The 18,784-nt window shown below is 72.9% G+C and carries 13 protein-coding genes; 10 read left to right on the plus strand and 3 right to left on the minus strand.

The window, feature by feature from the left end:
* Positions 1-147: 147 nt before the first annotated feature.
* The 7 genes from ACIGEZ_RS15070 (at position 148) to ACIGEZ_RS15100 (ending at position 10,773) form a co-directional block, all read left to right on the plus strand.
* Entirely contained in the window at positions 148-1,746 is a 1,599-nt protein-coding gene (locus ACIGEZ_RS15070) for a DUF4192 domain-containing protein (RefSeq protein WP_399830734.1), read from the plus strand.
* A 169-nt stretch (positions 1,747-1,915) separates the two neighbouring features.
* Positions 1,916-4,003 (plus strand): glycogen debranching N-terminal domain-containing protein, encoded by a 2,088-nt coding sequence (locus ACIGEZ_RS15075; RefSeq protein ID WP_399830737.1) that lies wholly within the window; start codon positions 1,916-1,918, stop codon positions 4,001-4,003.
* A 109-nt stretch (positions 4,004-4,112) separates the two neighbouring features.
* Entirely contained in the window at positions 4,113-4,883 is a 771-nt protein-coding gene (locus ACIGEZ_RS15080) for an NUDIX domain-containing protein (RefSeq protein ID WP_399830740.1), read from the plus strand.
* Positions 4,884-5,003: 120 nt separating this feature from the next.
* Entirely contained in the window at positions 5,004-6,833 is a 1,830-nt protein-coding gene (locus ACIGEZ_RS15085; RefSeq protein ID WP_399830742.1) for an ATP-binding cassette domain-containing protein, read from the plus strand.
* A 160-nt stretch (positions 6,834-6,993) separates the two neighbouring features.
* Complete coding sequence (locus ACIGEZ_RS15090) at positions 6,994-7,881, plus strand: FadR/GntR family transcriptional regulator (protein WP_399830745.1); 888 nt, start codon at positions 6,994-6,996, stop codon at positions 7,879-7,881.
* A gap of 384 nt (positions 7,882-8,265) precedes the next feature.
* A complete protein-coding gene (locus tag ACIGEZ_RS15095) occupies positions 8,266-9,810 on the plus strand; it encodes an RNA polymerase sigma factor (RefSeq protein WP_399830748.1) in 1,545 nt (514 codons plus the stop codon).
* Between the two features lie 144 nt (positions 9,811-9,954).
* Positions 9,955-10,773: a serine protease gene (locus ACIGEZ_RS15100; RefSeq protein WP_399830751.1), complete on the plus strand. Its 819-nt coding sequence runs from the start codon at positions 9,955-9,957 to the stop codon at positions 10,771-10,773.
* Positions 10,774-10,921: 148 nt separating this feature from the next.
* On the opposite strand, the gene ACIGEZ_RS15105 is transcribed toward ACIGEZ_RS15100, so the two are convergent.
* Positions 10,922-11,146, minus strand: a complete 225-nt coding sequence (locus tag ACIGEZ_RS15105) for a hypothetical protein (protein WP_399830754.1) — start codon at positions 11,144-11,146, stop codon at positions 10,922-10,924.
* Positions 11,147-11,577: 431 nt separating this feature from the next.
* Between ACIGEZ_RS15105 and ACIGEZ_RS15110 the strand changes: the two genes are divergently transcribed.
* From ACIGEZ_RS15110 to ACIGEZ_RS15120, 3 genes are all read left to right on the plus strand, one after another.
* Positions 11,578-13,695 (plus strand): type IIA DNA topoisomerase subunit B, encoded by a 2,118-nt coding sequence (locus ACIGEZ_RS15110; RefSeq protein ID WP_399830758.1) that lies wholly within the window; start codon positions 11,578-11,580, stop codon positions 13,693-13,695.
* Positions 13,696-13,927: 232 nt separating this feature from the next.
* Positions 13,928-14,401, plus strand: a complete 474-nt coding sequence (locus ACIGEZ_RS15115; RefSeq protein ID WP_399830761.1) for a DUF485 domain-containing protein — start codon at positions 13,928-13,930, stop codon at positions 14,399-14,401.
* Positions 14,398-15,990, plus strand: a complete 1,593-nt coding sequence (locus ACIGEZ_RS15120) for a cation acetate symporter (RefSeq protein ID WP_399830764.1) — start codon at positions 14,398-14,400, stop codon at positions 15,988-15,990. The genes ACIGEZ_RS15115 and ACIGEZ_RS15120 overlap by 4 nt, the downstream gene beginning before the upstream one ends.
* A 146-nt stretch (positions 15,991-16,136) precedes the next feature.
* On the opposite strand, the gene ACIGEZ_RS15125 is transcribed toward ACIGEZ_RS15120, so the two are convergent.
* Positions 16,137-16,838 (minus strand): response regulator, encoded by a 702-nt coding sequence (locus ACIGEZ_RS15125; protein WP_399830767.1) that lies wholly within the window; start codon positions 16,836-16,838, stop codon positions 16,137-16,139.
* On the minus strand, positions 16,835-18,514 hold the full coding sequence (locus ACIGEZ_RS15130; protein WP_399830770.1) for an ATP-binding protein: 1,680 nt from the start codon (positions 18,512-18,514) through the stop codon (positions 16,835-16,837). Before ACIGEZ_RS15130 ends, ACIGEZ_RS15125 begins: the two co-directional genes overlap by 4 nt.
* Between the last annotated feature and the right edge of the window lie 270 nt (positions 18,515-18,784).

The raw sequence follows: 18,784 nt of genomic DNA on the forward strand, positions 1-18,784 counted from the left end.
TTGTGCGGATCATGAGTCCATGCAACCCGATCGACCCGACGATCCGCGAGTGAGTCGTCGGGCTTGTGGATAACCTCGGTCGTCCCCGGGTCCGGAGTTATCCACAGGGGTTTCGCGATCGGTGGTGATCGCGGGACCGTCCTGACCATGAACGCGAATCACCACGAATCCCACGGTCCGTCCACGACCCAGCAGATCACCCTGCGCGGCCCCGCCGAGCTGGCCGACGCCCTGCCGTTCATGCTCGGCTTCCACCCCAGCGACTCGGTCGTGCTCGTCGCGCTCCACGGCGAGCGCGGGCGCTTCGGCGGGCGGGTCAGGCTCGGCATCCCCCGCTCGCCACGCGAATGGGCCGACACCGCCGAGCACTTGGCCGAGTGCCTCGTCGAGGGCTGCGCCCGCCGTGGCGACCGTCCCGACGCCATCGTCGTCTTCCTGTGCCAGGACCCGGCGCGGGGCGAGACCGGCCGCCGGGTGATGGAGCGGCTGCGCCCCTTCGCTCAGCGGCTGCGCACCGCCTGCGGCGCGCTCGACGTTCCCGTACTCGAAGCCCTCTGCATCTCCGACGGCCTCTACTTCTCCTACTGCTGCCCGGACGCCCGCTGCTGCCCGCCTGACGGCACACCCCTCGCCCTCTCCGGTACGTCGGTGATGGCGGCCTCCGCGGCCTACGCGGGGATCCAGGTGCGCGGCTCGCTCAAGGACCTGGAGGCGCGGCTGAAGCCCCCGCTGTCCGGCGGTGACCCGACGCAGCGGGCGGCTCTGAGCGGGGCGGCCTCCGTGCTCGTGCCCAAGATCCTGGACGCGCCCGCCGGGCAGGGGCGCCAGGAGGTGCGCGACACCACGATCGGCCTCGCCCGGCGGTTGATCGAGCGCTTCTCGGGGCCGTCGGAGGTCCCGTCGGTCCGTGCCGGTGACGGCGGTGTGCCGATCGGCCGTGTGGTTCTCGGGGACGGCCAGGCCCGCGGTGGCACGGCGTGGGCCGATGCCGCGGACGACGCGCGCCTGACGCCCGACGAGGCCGCCACGTTGATCCTCGGACTGCAGGACCGGGACACCCGGGACCAGGCCGCCGAATGGATGGAAGGCCCGGAGGCCGACGGCGCGCTGCGGCTCTGGCGGGCCCTGTCCCGGCGCTGTGTCGCTCCCTACCAGGAGTACGCGGCGGCTCCGCTCGCGCTGGCGGGATGGGTCGCCTGGTCCCTCGGTGACGAGCCGTCGGCCCGGGTCGCCCTCGGGCTCGCCCTGGAGGCCGACTCCGAGTACCTCTTCGCCCGGCTGCTCCACCAGGCGTGCAGCGAAGGGCTGGACCCTGAGTCGCTGCGCAGCTGCCTGCGCGCGGAGCGGGACACCCGCACCGCCGCCGGATCCCGGCCGGGGGGCGGAGGTCCGGACGGGGTTGCGGATCAGGGCGGTGAAGTGGCGGACGACCGGGCCGACGGACCGGTTGATGCCCTGGCCGACGACCCGGCTGACGGACCGGTTGTTGGCCTGGCAGACGAGCCGGCCGGCGGACCCGCTGATGCTCCGGCCGACGACCGGGGACGTGCACCGCGTCCGGAGGAGGCCCGGCAGGCCGCGCGGCGGACCGCACGGCAGGCGGGGCTGCGGGCGGCCGGGGCGGGCCGTGGGCCCTCGGGTGCGGCCCGGCGGGGTGCCGCCCGGCCGGGCGCCGTCGGTCCTACGCGGCCCAGGAGCGCGGGCGTGCGGCGCACCGGGCGGCGCGGGACGAGGAGCGGCGGGTGAGGCCCGTGACCCTACGGCCCGCAGGGGCGTTCACCTCTGTGGCGGTTCCGCACGAGCCGTGCCGCCTCCTCACCCCCGGACCCCCGGACCGCCCGAGCGGCTTCGAGCACGTCCGTCGACCGGACCGCCCGAGCCTCCCGGACCCCACAGAGAGCGCCGCACACCCCTCATGGCCCCCACCTCGGCCCCGGCCCCCGGACCCTCCGCCGGGCACCCGCCGCCCCTCACTGGAGCCCCACCGGGACCGGCAGCCGCCGGAACAGGCCGCCCCGGCGAACTGCCCGCCGTGCACGAAGCGCTCATCTGCGTCGCCCTGCCCGCCCTCGCCGTCGCCGCCCGGTACGGACAGCTCACCGGCGCCGGCCTCGAAGGCGTCTACCTCTCGGGCCGTCGGCTCCTCTCCCGCTGCGTCCTCAGGGTGGCCGGACGGGAACCCGTTCCTCTCCTGGGCCGCTCGACCGCCGCGGGCCGCGCCGAGTTCCTGGGTGTCCTGCGTACGCCCGGGGACACCGGTCCCGACCCGGGTCTCACCATCGAGCGCACGCGGGAGGCCGACGGCACCGAGCGGATCACCCTGCGCAATTCCTCCGCCCGCGCCGCCCGGCTCCCCGTGGAGGTCGCTCTGGGCACGGATCTCGCGGACCTGGCCGCGGTGGCGGCCGGGCGGGCCGGTCCCGAGCTCTCCGCGAGCGTCCACGGCACCGGGCTGCGCTGGAACGCCGCTGACGGGAGCGCCGCATCCGTCACCGCGGACCCGCCGCCGAGCGACGCTCTCGCGGCGGCCGGGCTGCTCCGCTGGGAGGCCGAACTGGCCCCTGGAGGCAGCTTCGTCCTCACTCTCCGGGTCCGTGGCGAACGACTCACCCGGCAGCCCGGCGTCGGCACCGGCATCGGCATCGGCATCGGCACCGGCAGTGGCCGACCCGGTGGGCACATCGTCGCCGACGCCGGCGCCGAAGGAGACGATCCGCGCCTCGGGGAACTGCTGCGCACCACGATCGACGACCTGCGCGCCCTGCTCCAGCGCGACCCCGCGCACCCCGCCGACGTGTATCTCGCGGCCGGAGTCCCCTGGCGCTGTGGACCCGTCACCGCCGAGGCCCTCTGGGCCGCCCGCATGGCCCTGCCGCTCGGGACCCGGCTCGCCGCCACCACGCTGCGCGCCCTCGCCCGCACCCAACTCCAGGGACCAGGACCGGAGTCGGGGCGCATCCCCGGGCCGCTCCGGGACGCGGGCCCGCATCTGCCGGCGCGCTGCACCGGGGTCGAGGCCACCCTCGCCTTCCCCGCCGTGCTGGCCGAGGCCAGGCGCTGGGGCCTGCCCGAGCAGGACCTCGCGGAGCTCCTCCCCGCCGCGGAGCGGTGCCTGGACTGGCTCCGCGGTGCCCTGGACGACAACGGCTTCGTCCCTGACCCGGGGCCCGCCGGGCCGGCGCGGGCCGAGACCCAGGCGCACGCGCACCGGGCCGCCGTGCTCGGCGCCGACCTGCTCGACGGCTGCGGCCGGCCGGGCGGGGACGCGTGGCGGGAGTGGGCGCGAGCGCTGCGCGAGCGCTTCCGCGGCCGGTTCTGGGTCGACGACCCGTCAGGTGGTCGCCCCGCGGTCGCCCGCACATCCGACGGGCGCCTCCTGCCGCACCTCGGCGGCTGGGCGGCACACCTCCTCGACACCGGCCTCACGGCGGCCGGCCGGCATGCCCCGGGGCTGCTCGACAAGACGCAGACCGAACGCCTCGCCCGGCTGCTGGCCGCCCCGGCGCTGGACTCGGGCTGGGGGCTGCGGGGCCTCGGCGTGAAGGAGCCCGGGTTCAACCCGTTCGGACACCGCTCCGGGGCGGTCAGGGTGCACGAGACCGCGGTCGCCGTCGCGGGGCTGGCCGCGGCGGGATACGAGCCCGAGGCCGCCGCCCTGCTGCGCGGGGTGATCGACGCGGCGGAGGCCTTCGGCCACCGGCTCCCCGAGATGTACGCGGGGGAGCGGCGGGCGTCCGGAGGGGTGCCGGTGCCCCACCCCGCGGCCTGCCGGCCGGCAGCGGTGGCCGCGGCCGCCGGCGTGCACCTGCTGACCGCGCTCCTCGGCGTCCGGCCCGACGCACCCGGCCGCACGGTCGCCCTGCACCCGCTGCGCTCGGCGCCGCTGGGCGAGGTCCGTCTGTCGGGGTTGAGGGTCGCGGGCGAGCCCTTCACGGCGCGGGTCGGCCGGCTCGGGCTCGGCATGGTCGAGGAGGCCGCGCCGGGCCTTCAGCTGGGGGTGTGATCAGGTGCGGACCGTTCGGTGGCCGGACGAGGAGTACGGCCGGGAAGAAGTGGTGCGCGATCCTTCCGCAGGGCGTGTTTATCGTCAGGGAGACGACTATGATCGCGGCATGCCTCCCTACGACCCGTCGGCCTTTCCGCCCTTCGCCGTCACCGTCGATCTGGTCGTGCTCACCGTGCGGCGCCACGCCCTGTGCGCCCTGGTCGTGAAACGGGGAGAGCCGCCGTTCCAGGGGCGCTGGGCGCTGCCCGGCGGTTTCGTCCGGGCCGACGAGGACCTCGGCGCGGCCGCGGCACGCGAGCTGGTCGAGGAGACCGGGCTGTGCGTCCACGACCCGGGCGCCCCGCCGCCCGTACCGGGGAACGGCGCGCATCTGGAGCAGCTGGCGACCTACGGGGCGCCGGACCGGGACCCGAGGATGCGCGTGGTCAGCGTGGCGCACCTCGCGCTCTCCCCGGACCTCCCGGCGCCGCGCGCCGGCGGTGACGCCAACAGTGCGCGCTGGGCCCCCGTGGAGGAGCTGATCGGCCACGAAGGAGAGGGCGAGCCCGAGGGCGAGCAGTCGGGACCGCTCGCCTTCGACCACAGCCTGATCCTCGCCGACGGAGTGGAGCGCGCCCGTTCCAAGATCGAGTACTCCTCGCTGGCCACCGCGTTCTGCCCGCCGGAGTTCACGGTCGGCGAGCTGCGCCGGGTCTACGAGGCCGTGTGGGGAGTCGCGCTCGACCCGCGCAACTTCCACCGCAAGGTGACCGGCACGCCCGGCTTCCTCGTTCCGGCCGGCGGCACCACGACCCGTCAGGGCGGCCGCCCCGCCCAGTTGTTCCGTGCTGGTGGGGCCACCCTGCTGAACCCGCCGATGCTCCGCCCGGAGGTCTGACGGGCGGCTCCCCGGCCGCCCCGAGCCGCCAACCCTACGTTAAAAGTCCGAAATGTGACGTTATCTTGCTGGGACAGCCGCCCTGCCGCGGAGCGGTAACACCTACCCGCGAGAGAAGCGATGCTCCAGGCCATCGGACTCACCAGCACACCCCGCCGGGACCGCACGCCCGCCGTGGACGATCTCACCTTCGAGGCCCGGCCCGGCACCGTCACCGCCCTGCTCGGGCCGGCCGGCGCAGGCAAGACCACCGCCCTGCGCCTCATGCTCCAGCTCGAACCCGGCCGTGGCGTCACCTACTTCCGGGGCCGTCCGCTGCACCGGGTCGCCCACCCCGCCCGTGAGGTCGGCGTGCTGCTCGGCGACGTACCCGGACACCCCTCGCGCACCCTGCGCAGCCAGCTGCGCATGCTCTGCGCCGCCGCCGGGGTGCCCGGCACCCGGGCCGACGACCTGCTCCGGACCGTGGGCCTCACCGGCCTGCACGACCAGCGCATCGGCACCCTGCCGCTCGGCATGGACCGCCGACTGGGCCTCGCCTCGGCCCTGTTGGGCGATCCGCACACCCTGCTGCTCGACGAGCCGGGCGCCGGACTCTCCGTACGCGAGAGCGCCTGGCTGTACGAACTGCTGCGCGGCCATGCCGACGACGGTGGCACCGTGCTCTACACCACCAGGGATCCCAAGGACGCCGCCCGCAACGCCGACCGGGTCGTCACGATCGACGGCGGACGGCTCGTCGCCGACCAGGACGCCGTCGAGTTCGCCCGCACCCGGCTGCGTCCGCGGGTCGCCGTCCGCTCCCCGCACGCCACCCGGCTGGCCGCCGTGCTCATCCAGGAGTCCCGCGCCGCCCGCCGGCAGGTCGAGGTGGTCGCCGAGGGTGGCAACCGCCTCTCCGTCTACGGCAGCGACTGCGCCACCGTCGGCGAGAGCGCTTTCCGCAACGGCGTGCTCATCCACCGACTCGCCGACGAGACCGGCGCTCCTCGCCCCACCCCCGAGCGCCCATCCGGCCCCTCGGATCTCCCGGCCCCTGGAAGCCCGACCGCCGAGCGCCACGCCGCACCCTCCGGGAACCCGGGCCTCGAGCGCCCGGCCGCACCCTCCGGGGGGCCGACCTCCAGAAGCTCCGCCCAGGAGACGCCCACCCCCACCCCCACCCCCCGCTCCCCCCGCCGCTCGCCGCTGCGCCCGCTGCGCTACGAGCTCCGCCGCCTCCTCGGCGTCCCCTCCACGCCCCTCGTCCTGGCGGGCGTCCTGCTCGTCTCGGTCGCCCTCTCCGTGCTGCTCGCCCGCAACGGGCGCACGCCCCTGCCCGCCCTCCTGGCCGGCTGGCCCGGCATCTCCCCGCTGCCGCCCGCGGCCCTCGGCGCCGGACTGCTCGGCGCCTTCTCCTTCGGCGAGGAGTACCGCTACCCCGCTCTCACCACCGGCCGCGGCGCCGTCCCGCGCCGCCTGGGCCTGCTGCTCGCGAAGCTGGCGGTCGCGGCGGCCGTCGGGGCGGCCCTGGGGGTCCTGGTCGTGGCGGTCGACCTGGAGGCCCTGCGGGTGGTCTACGGCGGCGAGTTGATCCCCGTGCCCGACAACTGGCCCACGCTCTGTGCGAGTTGGTTCGGCCTCGTGATCGGATGTTCATGGGCAGGCGTGCTCGGGGCCGGTGTCTTCCGGGCCGCCGCCCCCGGAGTCGCCGCGGTCCTCGCCGTACCGGTGATCTTCGCCCCGCCACTGCAGAGGGTGCTCGTGGCGATGCCGGGGCGGTCCGTCGCCGGACTCCCGGCCCGGCTTCGCGCCTTCGCGAGCGTCGAGTGGTCGTCGGCCGTCGACCGCTGGCTCCTGGGGGCGCTGAGGGTGGTCGGGCAGCCCGTGGGGGTGGCCCTCGCGCTGACGTTGACGATCCTGCTCTGCGCCTATGTGCTCACCGGCCTTCGCGGCAGGGCTCGTTGGTGATCATATTCGGACCGAAAGGTTCCGGTTAGTCCTCAACTCTCTTGAAAGTCGCGCTTTATGTCCGATTAATCGTCAATTGTGTAGGGGGTGCCGATCACCCTTTCGTGTGCTTTTCACCAAAGACCTCAAGGGTCACGAGGGCCACGCCGACAAAGGATGCGTGAGTACCCTTGCGCACACGATGATGACCGCCGCCCGCCCCGTCGACTCCGGCCTCGGCGCCCCGGGCGATCTCGATCGCTACCCCTACGCGGAGGCGCCAGGCGCCGACCGCGTCGGCCCGCCCGCCTGGGAGGGCGCGGAGGCCGACCTCGGCCGGGTCGGCCGCAGGACCGCCGGCAACCGCGGTCGCGGCCTCCACGGACAGCTCGTCCAGCAGCTCGGCCAGATGATCGTCTCGGGCGACCTCGGCGCCGACCGCCCCCTCGTCCCCGAGGAGATCGGCCAGCGCTTCGAGGTCTCACGCACCGTCGTCCGCGAGTCGCTGCGCGTACTGGAGGCCAAGGGCCTGGTCAGCGCCCGCCCCAACGTGGGTACCCGGGTCCGTCCGGTCAGTGACTGGAACCTCCTCGACCCCGACATCATCGAGTGGCGCGCCTTCGGCCCGCAGCGCGACGACCAGCGCCGCGAGCTCAACGAGCTCCGCTGGACCATCGAGCCCCTCGCCGCCCGGCTCGCGGCCGGGCACGGCCGCGAGGACGTCCAGCAGCGCCTCGCCGACATGGTCGAGATCATGGGGCACGCCTACGCCCAGGGTGACGGCATCACCTTCTCCCGCGCCGACGCCGAGTTCCACGCCCTGCTCATCCAGCTCGCGGGCAACCGCATGCTGGAGCACCTCTCCGGCATCGTCGCCGCCGCGCTCCAGGTCTCCGGCGCCTCCCCGATCGGCTGCGACCGGCCCGGCGAGGCCTGTCTCGCGCACCACGCCCGGATCGTCGACGCGCTCGCCGCCGGTGACGCCCACGCGGCCGAGACGGCCATGCGCCAGCTGCTGACCGTCCACCCCGAGGTGGAGCGTGTCGTGCCGGCTCCCCGCGAGCACTGACCCGAGAGCCGTGGCGCCGTGCCCAGGAGCGCCGAGACGCCCGCACCGCGGGCCGCCGGACCCGAGCGGAGCCCGGGGGCGGCCTGCCGTCCCCGGCTGCGCCAGGGTCTGGCGGTCCGATCGGGTCGTATTGTTACCGTTGATGGCGGATTCATCGTAGATGCGGTGTGACTCGGGCCACGCGGATTGGGCGTAACACTCCTCGAAGCCGCGCGATGACCTAAGAGGTGACAGCCGAGGAAGGAATACAGCAGCCGCTCAGGGCGCTGTGCAGTTCCCCGGTCCAGCCCGCGCCGTCGGCACATTTCCGGCCGACGGTCGTCGGCTCCGGCCCGATCCAGGGCGGGGCCGGAAGCCGTTTTCCATCGTTCCGAGAGGTTGTTCGTGTCGGCCAGCACATCCCGTACGCTCCCGCCGGAGATCGCCGAGTCCGAGTCTGTGATGGCGCTCATCGAGCGGGGAAAGGCTGATGGGCAGATTGCCGGCGATGACGTGCGTCGGGCCTTCGAGGCTGACCAGATTCCGCCAACCCAGTGGAAGAATGTTCTGCGCAGCCTCAATCAGATCCTCGAGGAAGAGGGTGTGACGCTGATGGTCAGTGCAGCGGAGTCGCCGAAGCGCGCCCGCAAGAGCGTCGCAGCGAAGAGCCCGGCCAAGCGCACCGCCACCAAGACCGTCACCGCCAGGGCGACCGTGACGAAGACCGTCTCGGCCGCCACCGCGGCCCCGGCGGCCGAGAGCGCGGACCCGGCCGAGGAGGCCGGCGCGCCGGCCAAGAAGACCGCCGCCAAGAAGACCGTGGCCAAGAAGACGGTGGCCAAGAAGGCCACCGCCAAGAAGACGGCCGCGAAGAAGACCGCGGGCAAGAAGGACGACGAAGAGCTGCTCGAGGGCGAGGAGCTGCTCGAGGACGTCGCGCCCGGCAAGGAAGAGGAAGAGGCCGAGGGCGAGAGCAAGGGCTTCGTCCTGTCCGACGAGGACGAGGACGACGCGCCGGCTCAGCAGGTCGCCGTCGCCGGTGCCACCGCGGACCCGGTGAAGGACTACCTCAAGCAGATCGGCAAGGTCCCGCTGCTCAACGCCGAGCAGGAGGTCGAGCTCGCCAAGCGCATCGAGGCCGGTCTGTTCGCCGAGGACAAGCTGGCGAACTCCGACAAGCTGGCCCCCAAGCTCAAGCGCGAGCTGGAGATCATCGCCGAGGACGGCCGCCGCGCCAAGAACCACCTCCTGGAGGCCAACCTCCGTCTGGTGGTCTCGCTGGCCAAGCGCTACACCGGCCGCGGCATGCTCTTCCTGGACCTGATCCAGGAGGGCAACCTGGGTCTGATCCGTGCCGTCGAGAAGTTCGACTACACCAAGGGCTACAAGTTCTCCACGTACGCCACCTGGTGGATCCGTCAGGCGATCACCCGCGCCATGGCCGACCAGGCCCGCACCATCCGTATCCCGGTGCACATGGTCGAGGTCATCAACAAGCTCGCCCGTGTGCAGCGCCAGATGCTCCAGGACCTGGGCCGCGAGCCCACCCCGGAGGAGCTGGCCAAGGAGCTCGACATGACCCCGGAGAAGGTCATCGAGGTCCAGAAGTACGGTCGTGAGCCGATCTCACTGCACACCCCGCTGGGCGAGGACGGCGACAGCGAGTTCGGTGACCTCATCGAGGACTCCGAGGCGGTCGTCCCGGCCGACGCGGTCAGCTTCACGCTTCTGCAGGAGCAGCTGCACTCGGTCCTCGACACGCTCTCCGAGCGTGAGGCGGGCGTCGTCTCCATGCGCTTCGGTCTCACCGACGGTCAGCCGAAGACCCTCGACGAGATCGGCAAGGTCTACGGCGTGACGCGTGAGCGCATCCGTCAGATCGAGTCGAAGACGATGTCGAAGCTGCGTCACCCGTCGCGTTCGCAGGTGCTGCGCGACTACCTCGACTGATCCCCGCCGAGGCAGCGCACGACGCACGAAGGGCCCGATTCCCCGAGCGGGGGAGCCGGGCCCTTCGGCGTGCCCGCGGGTGCAGTCGAGGCGGGTGTGGACGACGCTGGGTGAACCGACATCACCGGAGAGTCAGGAGGCTTCATGCGTCGTCCCATCGCCCGAGCATTGACCGGTGCCCTGGGCCTGATCGCGGCGGCGGCCCCGCCGCTCGCCGCCGCCGCTCCCGCGGCCGCCGACAGCGTCGTGGTCGGCGGGCAGTCGACCACGATCACGGACGCGCCGTGGGTCGTCGCGCTCTCCAGCCGTGACCGGTTCGGAGGTACGCGGGCGGGCCAGTTCTGCGGAGGGGTGCTCGTCGCGCCCGCCAAGGTCCTCACCGCGGCCCACTGCCTGGGCCGTGAGGTGCTGGGCGGCGAACCCTGGCAGCTGCCCGACTTCAAGGTGATCGCGGGGCGCAGCGCGCTGCGCGGGCAGGGCGGGCAGGAGGTGCGGATCACCGACAGCCGGATCAATCCGGCGTACGACCCGTCGACCAACTCCGGCGATCTGGCCGTTCTCACACTGGAGAAGGCGCTGCCGACGTCGTACGTGATCCCGGTGGCCGCACCGGAGGACCCGGTGCTCGACCCGGGGACGGCGGCGGACGTGTACGGCTGGGGCGACACGACCGGCAGCGGTACGTACGCGATGTCGCTGCGCTCGGCGCGCGTCCAGGTGCTGCCGGACGGGGCGTGCGAGCGGGCCTACCCGGGCGGCTTCGGGGCCGCGTACCGCGGCGACACCATGCTCTGCGCGGGAGACCCCGGCGGGGGCAGGGACGCCTGCCAGGGGGACAGCGGAGGGCCGCTGGTGGCGAAGGGCCGGCTGATCGGCCTGGTGTCGTGGGGGAGCGGCTGCGGTCAGCCGGAGAACCCCGGGGTCTACACCCGGGTCTCCACGGTGCTGCAGCAGCATTTCTGAACCCGCGTCACCGACGGGTCCCATGACCCGGCGTCATGAACCGGTGACGGTGTGAGAACGGGCGGCCACTCCCTTGCGGGGGGTGGCCGCCCGTCGGCCGGTCGTCAGGAACCGGCTCCTGGCTCGTCGTGGATGCGAGGCGTCAGCGTCACTCGTCCGCTGCGGGGACCGGCGTAGCGCTGAGCCGGTCCGTCTCGTCCTGTATCTCTGCGGCGATCTTCTTGAGTTCCGGCTCGAACTTACGCCCGTGGTGGGCGCAGAAGAGCAAGTCACCGCCGCTTGTCAGGACGACACGCATGTATGCCTGTGCGCCGCAGCGGTCGCAGCGGTCAGCGGCCGTCAGGGGGCTCGCGGGGGTCAGAACAGTAGTCACGTCGCCTCTTCTCTAGCTCGACGAGCTGTCGTACCAGGGTCAACATCCAACCAGGCCGAAAACGTTCCCGCTCGTGGCTTTTCCTCGAAACTTTTCCCAAGGTGGCTGTCTGCTGCCGGTTGGCGGCGAATGAGCCGTATTGCTTCGCTCTACGGGTTTCGCATTGCTGTGTGTGGTGGCGTCCTCCCGGCGGGTAGCCGGTTGTTCATGAGGACGTGCCCGGAGCCTAATTGGTTCATGCCTGGAAGGGAACGTGATGTTCGCGTCACCCCATCGAGGGATCGAACATCCATACGACCCTGGACTAGCATGAGGAATCAGGAGGGTGGCGTGACAACCGCTCTACCAGGCATCGGTACCCTCTGACCGGTGACCGACGCCGGGCCTTACCCCACCGGGCCAGATTTCAAATTCAGCGAGGAGCGAACCGCGTGACCGCCGAAACGTCCGTGCCGTCCAGTGCGCTGCTGACCGCAGACCGTGACGCTTCCAACTACACCGCGCGGCACCTGCTCGTCCTCGAGGGGCTCGAAGCCGTCCGCAAGCGACCCGGTATGTACATCGGGTCGACCGACAGCCGCGGCCTGATGCACTGCCTCTGGGAGATCATCGACAACTCCGTCGACGAGGCCCTCGGCGGCTACTGCGACAACATCGAGGTCATCCTCCACGAGGACGGCTCCGTCGAGGTCCGCGACAACGGCCGCGGCATCCCCGTCGACGTCGAGCCCAAGACCGGACTCTCCGGCGTCGAGGTCGTCATGACCAAGCTGCACGCCGGCGGAAAGTTCGGCGGCGGCTCGTACGCCGCCTCCGGCGGTCTGCACGGCGTGGGCGCCTCCGTGGTGAACGCCCTCTCCGCCCGCCTCGACGTCGAGGTCGACCGGGGCGGCGCCACGCACGCGATCAGCTTCCGCCGCGGCGTCCCGGGCATCTTCACCGAGCAGGGCCCCGACAGCCCCTTCGACCCCGAGGGCGGCCTCCTCAAGGGCAAGCGCGTCCCCAAGAACCGCACCGGCACCCGCGTGCGCTACTGGGCCGACCGCCAGATCTTCCTCAAGGACGCCAAGCTCTCCCTGGACACGCTGCACCAGCGCGCCCGGCAGACCGCCTTCCTCGTCCCCGGCCTCACCATCCTCGTGCGCGACGAGCGCGACCTGGCGGGGGTCGGCAAGAGCGAGGAGACGTTCCGCTTCGACGGCGGCATCAGCGAGTTCTGCGAGTTCCTCGCCCAGGACAAGGCCGTCTGCGACGTGCTCCGCCTCACCGGGCAGGGCTCCTTCAAGGAGACCGTCCCGGTTCTCGACGACCGCGGCCACATGACCCCGACCGAGGTCACCCGCGAGCTGGGCGTCGACGTCGCCCTGCGCTGGGGCACCGGTTACGACGCCACGGTCAAGTCCTTCGTGAACATCATCGCCACCCCCAAGGGCGGCACCCACGTCTCCGGCTTCGAGCAGGCGATCACCAAGACGGTCAACGAGGTGCTGCGCTCCGCCAAGCTGCTGCGCGTCGCCGAGGACGACATCGTCAAGGACGACGCCCTCGAAGGTCTCACCGCCGTCGTCACGGTCCGCCTCGCCGAGCCGCAGTTCGAGGGCCAGACCAAGGAGGTGCTCGGCACCTCCGCGGCCCGCCGGATCGTCGCCAACGTGGTCGCCAAGGAGCTCAAGGCCTTCCTGACCTCCACCAAGCGCGACGCCAAGGCGCAGGCCCGCGCCGTCCTGGAGAAGGCCGTCGCCGCCGCCCGTACCCGGATCGCGGCCCGCCAGCACAAGGAGGCGCAGCGCAGGAAGACCGCCCTGGAGTCCTCCTCGCTGCCCGCCAAGCTCGCCGACTGCCGCAGCGACGACGTCGAGCGCAGCGAGCTCTTCATCGTCGAGGGAGACTCCGCCCTCGGCACGGCCAAGCTCGCCCGCAACAGCGAGTTCCAGGCGCTTCTCCCGATCCGCGGCAAGATCCTCAACGTCCAGAAGTCCTCGGTCTCGGACATGCTCAAGAACGCCGAGTGCGGAGCGATCATCCAGGTCATAGGAGCGGGCTCGGGCCGCACCTTCGACATCGACGCCGCCCGCTACGGCAAGGTCATCATGATGACCGACGCCGACGTCGACGGCTCCCACATCCGCACGCTGCTGCTGACCCTGTTCCAGCGCTACATGCGGCCCATGGTCGAGCAGGGGCGCGTCTTCGCCGCCGTGCCGCCGCTGCACCGCATCGAGCTCGTCCAGCCCAAGAAGGGCCAGGACAAATACGTCTACACGTATTCGGACAGCGAGCTGCGCCAGACCCTGCTCGAGTTCCAGCGCAAGGGCGTCCGTTGTAAGGACTCCATCCAGCGCTACAAGGGCCTCGGCGAGATGGACGCCGACCAGCTGGCGGAGACCACCATGGACCCGCGCCACCGCACCCTGCGCCGGATCAACATCGGCGACCTGGAAGCGGCCGAGCAGGTCTTCGACCTGCTCATGGGCAACGAGGTGGCCCCCCGCAAGGAGTTCATCACCAGCTCGGCGGCGACTCTCGACCGCTCGCGCATCGACGCCTAGTCGCCAGGCCACTTAGCCGCCCAGCGCCCAGCGCCCAGCGGCCAGCGCCAAGCGCCAAGGCGCCTATTCGTCCGGCCCGTCCGATATGTCTATCGGACGGGCCGGTCAGGCGTATCAGGGGATCCATCACCTAATGGGGTGAAGAGGGGCGGGAGAAGAGTCCGGGATCTTCCCGCTCTGTCCATCCTTGGGCACGCGGCCGAAACGGTTCGCTGACAAGGAGAGTTCACCGGTGGAGAATCAGGAAGGGCGCGACCCCGAAGCGGTACGGATCGACGACCCCTGGTACGACGCGCTGGCCGCCGGCTGGGGCGAGCACGACGCGACCGGAGCACCCGCCACGGAACCGCTCGGGGCCATCCCCCGACAGCAGGCCCACAGCGCGGCGGACGTCTATCTGGAAGTCCAGCGCAGCCCCGCCTTCCAGGAGGTGCGCAGCCGCTATCGCCGCTTCGCCTTCCCGGCCACCCTCGCCTTCCTGGCCTGGTACCTCGCCTACGTCGTCGCCGCGACCGCCGTCCCCGGCCTCATGGCCCACCCGGTCGCCGGAGCGGTGAACGTGGCGATGGTCGCCGGACTCGGCCAGTTCGCCACCACCTTCCTGCTCACCTGGGCCTACGCCCGGCACGCGCGGCTGCGCCGGGACCGGGCCGCGCTCGAACTGCGCTGGGACACCCAGGAGCTGACCCGGGGGGTGGCACGGTGAGCGACGACCACCAGACCCTCGCCCTGCTGCTGTTCAGCGCGTTCATCGCGGTCACCCTCGCGATCACCACCTGGGTGAGCCGCAACCGGCAGGGCTCGGCTGAGGAGTTCTACGCCGGAGGCCGGCTCTTCTCGCCGATGGAGAACGGTTTCGCCATCGCCGGCGACTACATGTCGGCCGCGTCCTTCCTCGGCATCTCCGGCCTCATCGCGCTCTTCGGCTACGACGGCATGCTCTACTCCGTCGGCTTCCTCGTCGCCTGGCTGGTGGTGCTGCTCCTCGTCGCCGAACTGGTCCGCAACTGCGGCCGCTTCACCCTCGCCGACGTCGTCGCCTCCCGGATGGCCGAGCGCCCGGTCCGCATCGCCGCCGGAACCTCCTCCGTCACCGTCTCCGTCCTCTACCTCGTCGCCCAGATGGTCGGCGCCGGAAGCCTCGTCGCCCTCCTCCTCGGCGGCACCAGCGAGGCCGCCCGCTCCTGGACCGTGGTCGGTGTCGGCGCGCTCATGGTCGTCTACGTGTCGCTCGGCGGCATGCGCGCCACCACCTGGATCCAGATCGTCAAGGCCGTCCTCCTCATGGCCGGCACGATCACCCTCACCGTGCTCGTCCTGCTGCGCTTCCACGGCGACTTCGACCAGCTGCTCACCGCCGCCGCCGAACGCAGCGGCCACGGCCGGGACTTCCTCGCCCCAGGACTGCGCTACGGCGGCGACTGGACCGCCCGGGTCGACTTCGTCAGCCTCGGCCTCGCCCTCGTCCTCGGCACCGCGGGACTGCCGCACATCCTGTCCCGCTTCTACACCGTGCCCACCGCGCGGGCTGCCCGCCGCTCCGTCGTCTGGTCCATCGGCCTCATCGGCAGCTTCTACCTGATGACGATCGTCCTCGGCTTCGGCGCGGCGGCCCTGGTCGGCCCCGACGCCGTCCGCGCCTCCAACAGCGCCGGCAACACCGCCGTCCCGCTCCTCGCCCTCGACCTCGGCGGCGGCGCCGGATCCACCGGCGGCACCGTCCTGTTCGCGGTCGTCGCCGCCGTCGCCTTCGCGACCATCCTCGCCGTCGTCGCCGGGATCACGCTCGCCTCCTCCGCGTCCGTCGCCCACGACCTCTACGCCTCGCTGCGCCGCCGCCACGCCAGGCAGTACAGCGAGGTGACGGTCGCCCGGCTCGCCGCCGCCGGGATCGGAGTGGCCGCGATCGGCCTCGGCCTGCTCGCCCGGGACCTCAACGTGGCCTTCCTCGTCGGCCTGGCCTTCGCCGTCGCCGCCTCCGCGAACCTCCCGGTGCTGCTCTACTCGCTGTTCTGGCGGCGGTTCACCACCCGGGGCGCGGTCTGGTCGGTGTACGGAGGGCTCGTCCCCGCGGTCCTGCTCGTGGTCGTCTCGCCGGTGGTCTCCGGCAGCCCGGAGTCCCTGTTCCCCGGTGTCGACCTCCAGCTCTTCCCGCTGCAGAACCCCGGCCTGGTCTCCATCCCGCTGGGCTTCCTCGCGGGCTGGCTCGGCACCGTCACCTCACCCGAACCACCGGACGAGGCCCGGCACGCCGAGACGGAGGTGCGCGCGCTCACGGGCGCCGGCGCCGCCTGAGATCTGGGACAGGCGAGGGCCCGGCCCGGGGCGGGCGTCCGAGACCCGGGATTGGAGCGGGCTCGGCCCGGGCGGCCGGCTGAGACCTGGGATTGGAGTGGGCTCGGCCCGGGGCGGCCGCCTGAGACCCGGCATCAGGGAGGGGCTCAGCGCGAGGCCGACGTGGTCCACACGTACCGGTGCTCGGGGCGGCCCGTCTCGCCGTACTTGAGCGAGAGCCGTACCCGGCCGGTGCGCTCCAAGAGCTTGAGATAGCGCTGCGCGGTCTGCCGGCTCACCCCGGCCCGCTCGGCGATCTCCTGCGCCGACAGCGCCCCGTCCGCGGCGAGCAGCACCTGCCGCACCAGCTCGGCCGTCGTGGGGGAGTGGCCCTTCGGCAGCTCGGGGGCGACCGCGCCCGCGGAGAGCGCCGCGAAGATCCGGTCGACCTCCGCCTGCTCCGCCTCCCCGCCGCCGTCGAGGGTCCTCCGCAGCGCCGCGTACGCCTCCAGCTTGCCGCGCAGTCCGGCGAAGGTGAACGGCTTGACCAGGTACTGCAGCGCCCCGTGCCGCATGGCGGCCTGGACGGTCGCCACGTCACGGGCCGCCGTCACCATGATCACGTCGCTCTGCCGGCCGAGGGCGCGCAGCTCGCGTACGACGGCGAGTCCGTTGCCGTCCGGGAGGTAGTGGTCGAGCAGGATCAGATCCACCGGGGTGTCCGCCTCGGCGAGTTCCGCGAGCCGGGCCAGGGCCTCGCCCGCCGAGTGGGCGACGGCGACCACCGTGAAGCCGGGGACCTTGGCCACGTACGCGGCGTTGATCCGCGCCACGTGCGGGTCGTCGTCGACGACCAGGACCCCGATCACCGGTCCACCTCGGGGGAGACCGGCGCGAGTTCCCCCTCCGCCTCGCGCAGGGGCTCGCTCAGCGCCTCCGGCAGGACGACGGTGAACTCGGCGCCGCCGTCCGCGGACGTGCCGACCCGGGCGCTGCCACCCCGGCGCTCCGCGAGCCGGCGCACCAGGGCGAGCCCGAGCCCCCGTTTGCCGTGCGCCGGGGGCTCCTTGGTGGTCCAGCCCTCGGTGAAGATCAGTTCGCGGCGCGCTTCGGGGACACCGGGTCCGCTGTCGGCGACCCGCAGGACGACCGTACGGCCCTCGGTCCGCAGCGCCACCTCCACGCGGGCGGGAGCGGTGCCGGAGGCGGCGTCCAGGGCGTTGTCGACCAGGTTGCCGACGACCGTGACCAGCTCGCGCGGGTCGACGAGCCGGTCCGGGAGCAGCGAGCCGGGGGCGATGCGCAGCGAGACGCCCCGCTCGGCGGCGACGGTGGCCTTGCCGACGAGCAGCGCGGCGAGGAGCGGGTCGCGGACCTTCTCGGTGACCTGCTCGGCGGTCGCGCGGTGCACCCCGACCACCTCGGTGACGAACTCGGCCGCCTCCTCGTACATCTCCAGTTCGAGCAGGCCGAGCAGGGTGTGCAGCCGGTTGGCGTGCTCGTGGTCCTGGGCGCGCAGCGCGTCGATCAGACCGCGCGTCGAGTCCAGCTCGCGGCCGAGCCGCTCCAGCTCGGTGCGGTCGCGCAGGGTGGCGACGGCGCCGCCGTCGTCGGTGGGCATCCGGTTGGCGATCAGCACCCGGTTGCCGCGTACGGTGACCAGGTCCTCGCCGGTCGCGCGGCCCGCGAGCACGTCCGCCGTACGGCCGGTGCCGAGGACCTCGTCGAGCGGGCGTCCGGTGGCATCGGGGCCGAGCCCGAGAAGCCGTTGGGCCTCGTCGTTCATCAGCCGGATCCGGCCGGTGCGGTCGAGCGCCACGACGCCCTCGCGGATGCCGTGCAGCATCGCCTCGCGCTCGGCGAGCAGCGCCGAGATGTCGGAGAAGGCCAGGTCGTGGGTCTGCCGCTGTAGCCGGCGGGAGATCAGGTAGGCGGCCAGCGCGCCAGCCGCCAGCGCGCCGCCGGCGTACCTGAGCAGGCCCGGGATCGCGGCCACGAGCCGGTCGCGGACGCTGTCGTACTCGATGCCGACGGACACGGCGCCGACGATCGCGCCGCTCCCGTCCCGCAGCGGGACCTTGCCGCGCGCCGAGCGGCCCAGGGTGCCGCTGTCGATCTCCATCACCTCGCGGCCCGCGAGGGCGTCGCTCGGGTCGGTGGAGACGACCCGGCCGATCTGGGCGGGGTCGGTGTGGGACCAGCGCACTCCGCGCGTGTCCATGACCACGACGTACTCGGCGCCCGTGGTGTGCCGGATCCGCTCCGCCTCCGCCTGGACGGGCCCCTGTGCCGAGGGCGGCGTGGACACCAGGTCGGCGGCGACCCGCGGGGAGCCCGTGGTGTGGGCGATCGCGAGGGCGCGACGCATCGCCTGGTCGTCGAGCTGGGCGCTGAGCGGGGCGAGGAAGAGCCCCGTGGCCAGCACCGTCACGCCGGTCGCGACGGCCAGCTGCATCAGCAGCACCTGCGAGAACACCCGCTGCGGCCACCCGAACCTGCGCCGGCGGACGGGAGGCCGCGCGGAGGGGGTGGATGCGGGGCTCATGGCGGAAACGGTACGGGGACGACGCCCCCGACCGGAAATGCCGCCGCCCGACGCCGCCGAGGCGCGGCGCCTTCCACGGGCCGCCGTCCAGCGGCAATGCCGTCGCCCGGCCGCCGTCCAGCGGCAATGCCGTCGCCCGGTCGCCCGCCGAGGCGAAGCGCCTCGGCCCTGACGCCGTCGCCCGGCAGTGCCGTCGCCCGGATCCCGGCCGGGGCCTGCCTATCCTGGGGGCTTCGAAGTCGCAGCAGACCGATGGCCCGGAGGCAGGAC

The sequence above is a fragment of the Streptomyces sp. NPDC085481 genome (assembly GCF_044541845.1).
Lineage (GTDB): Bacteria > Actinomycetota > Actinomycetes > Streptomycetales > Streptomycetaceae > Streptomyces.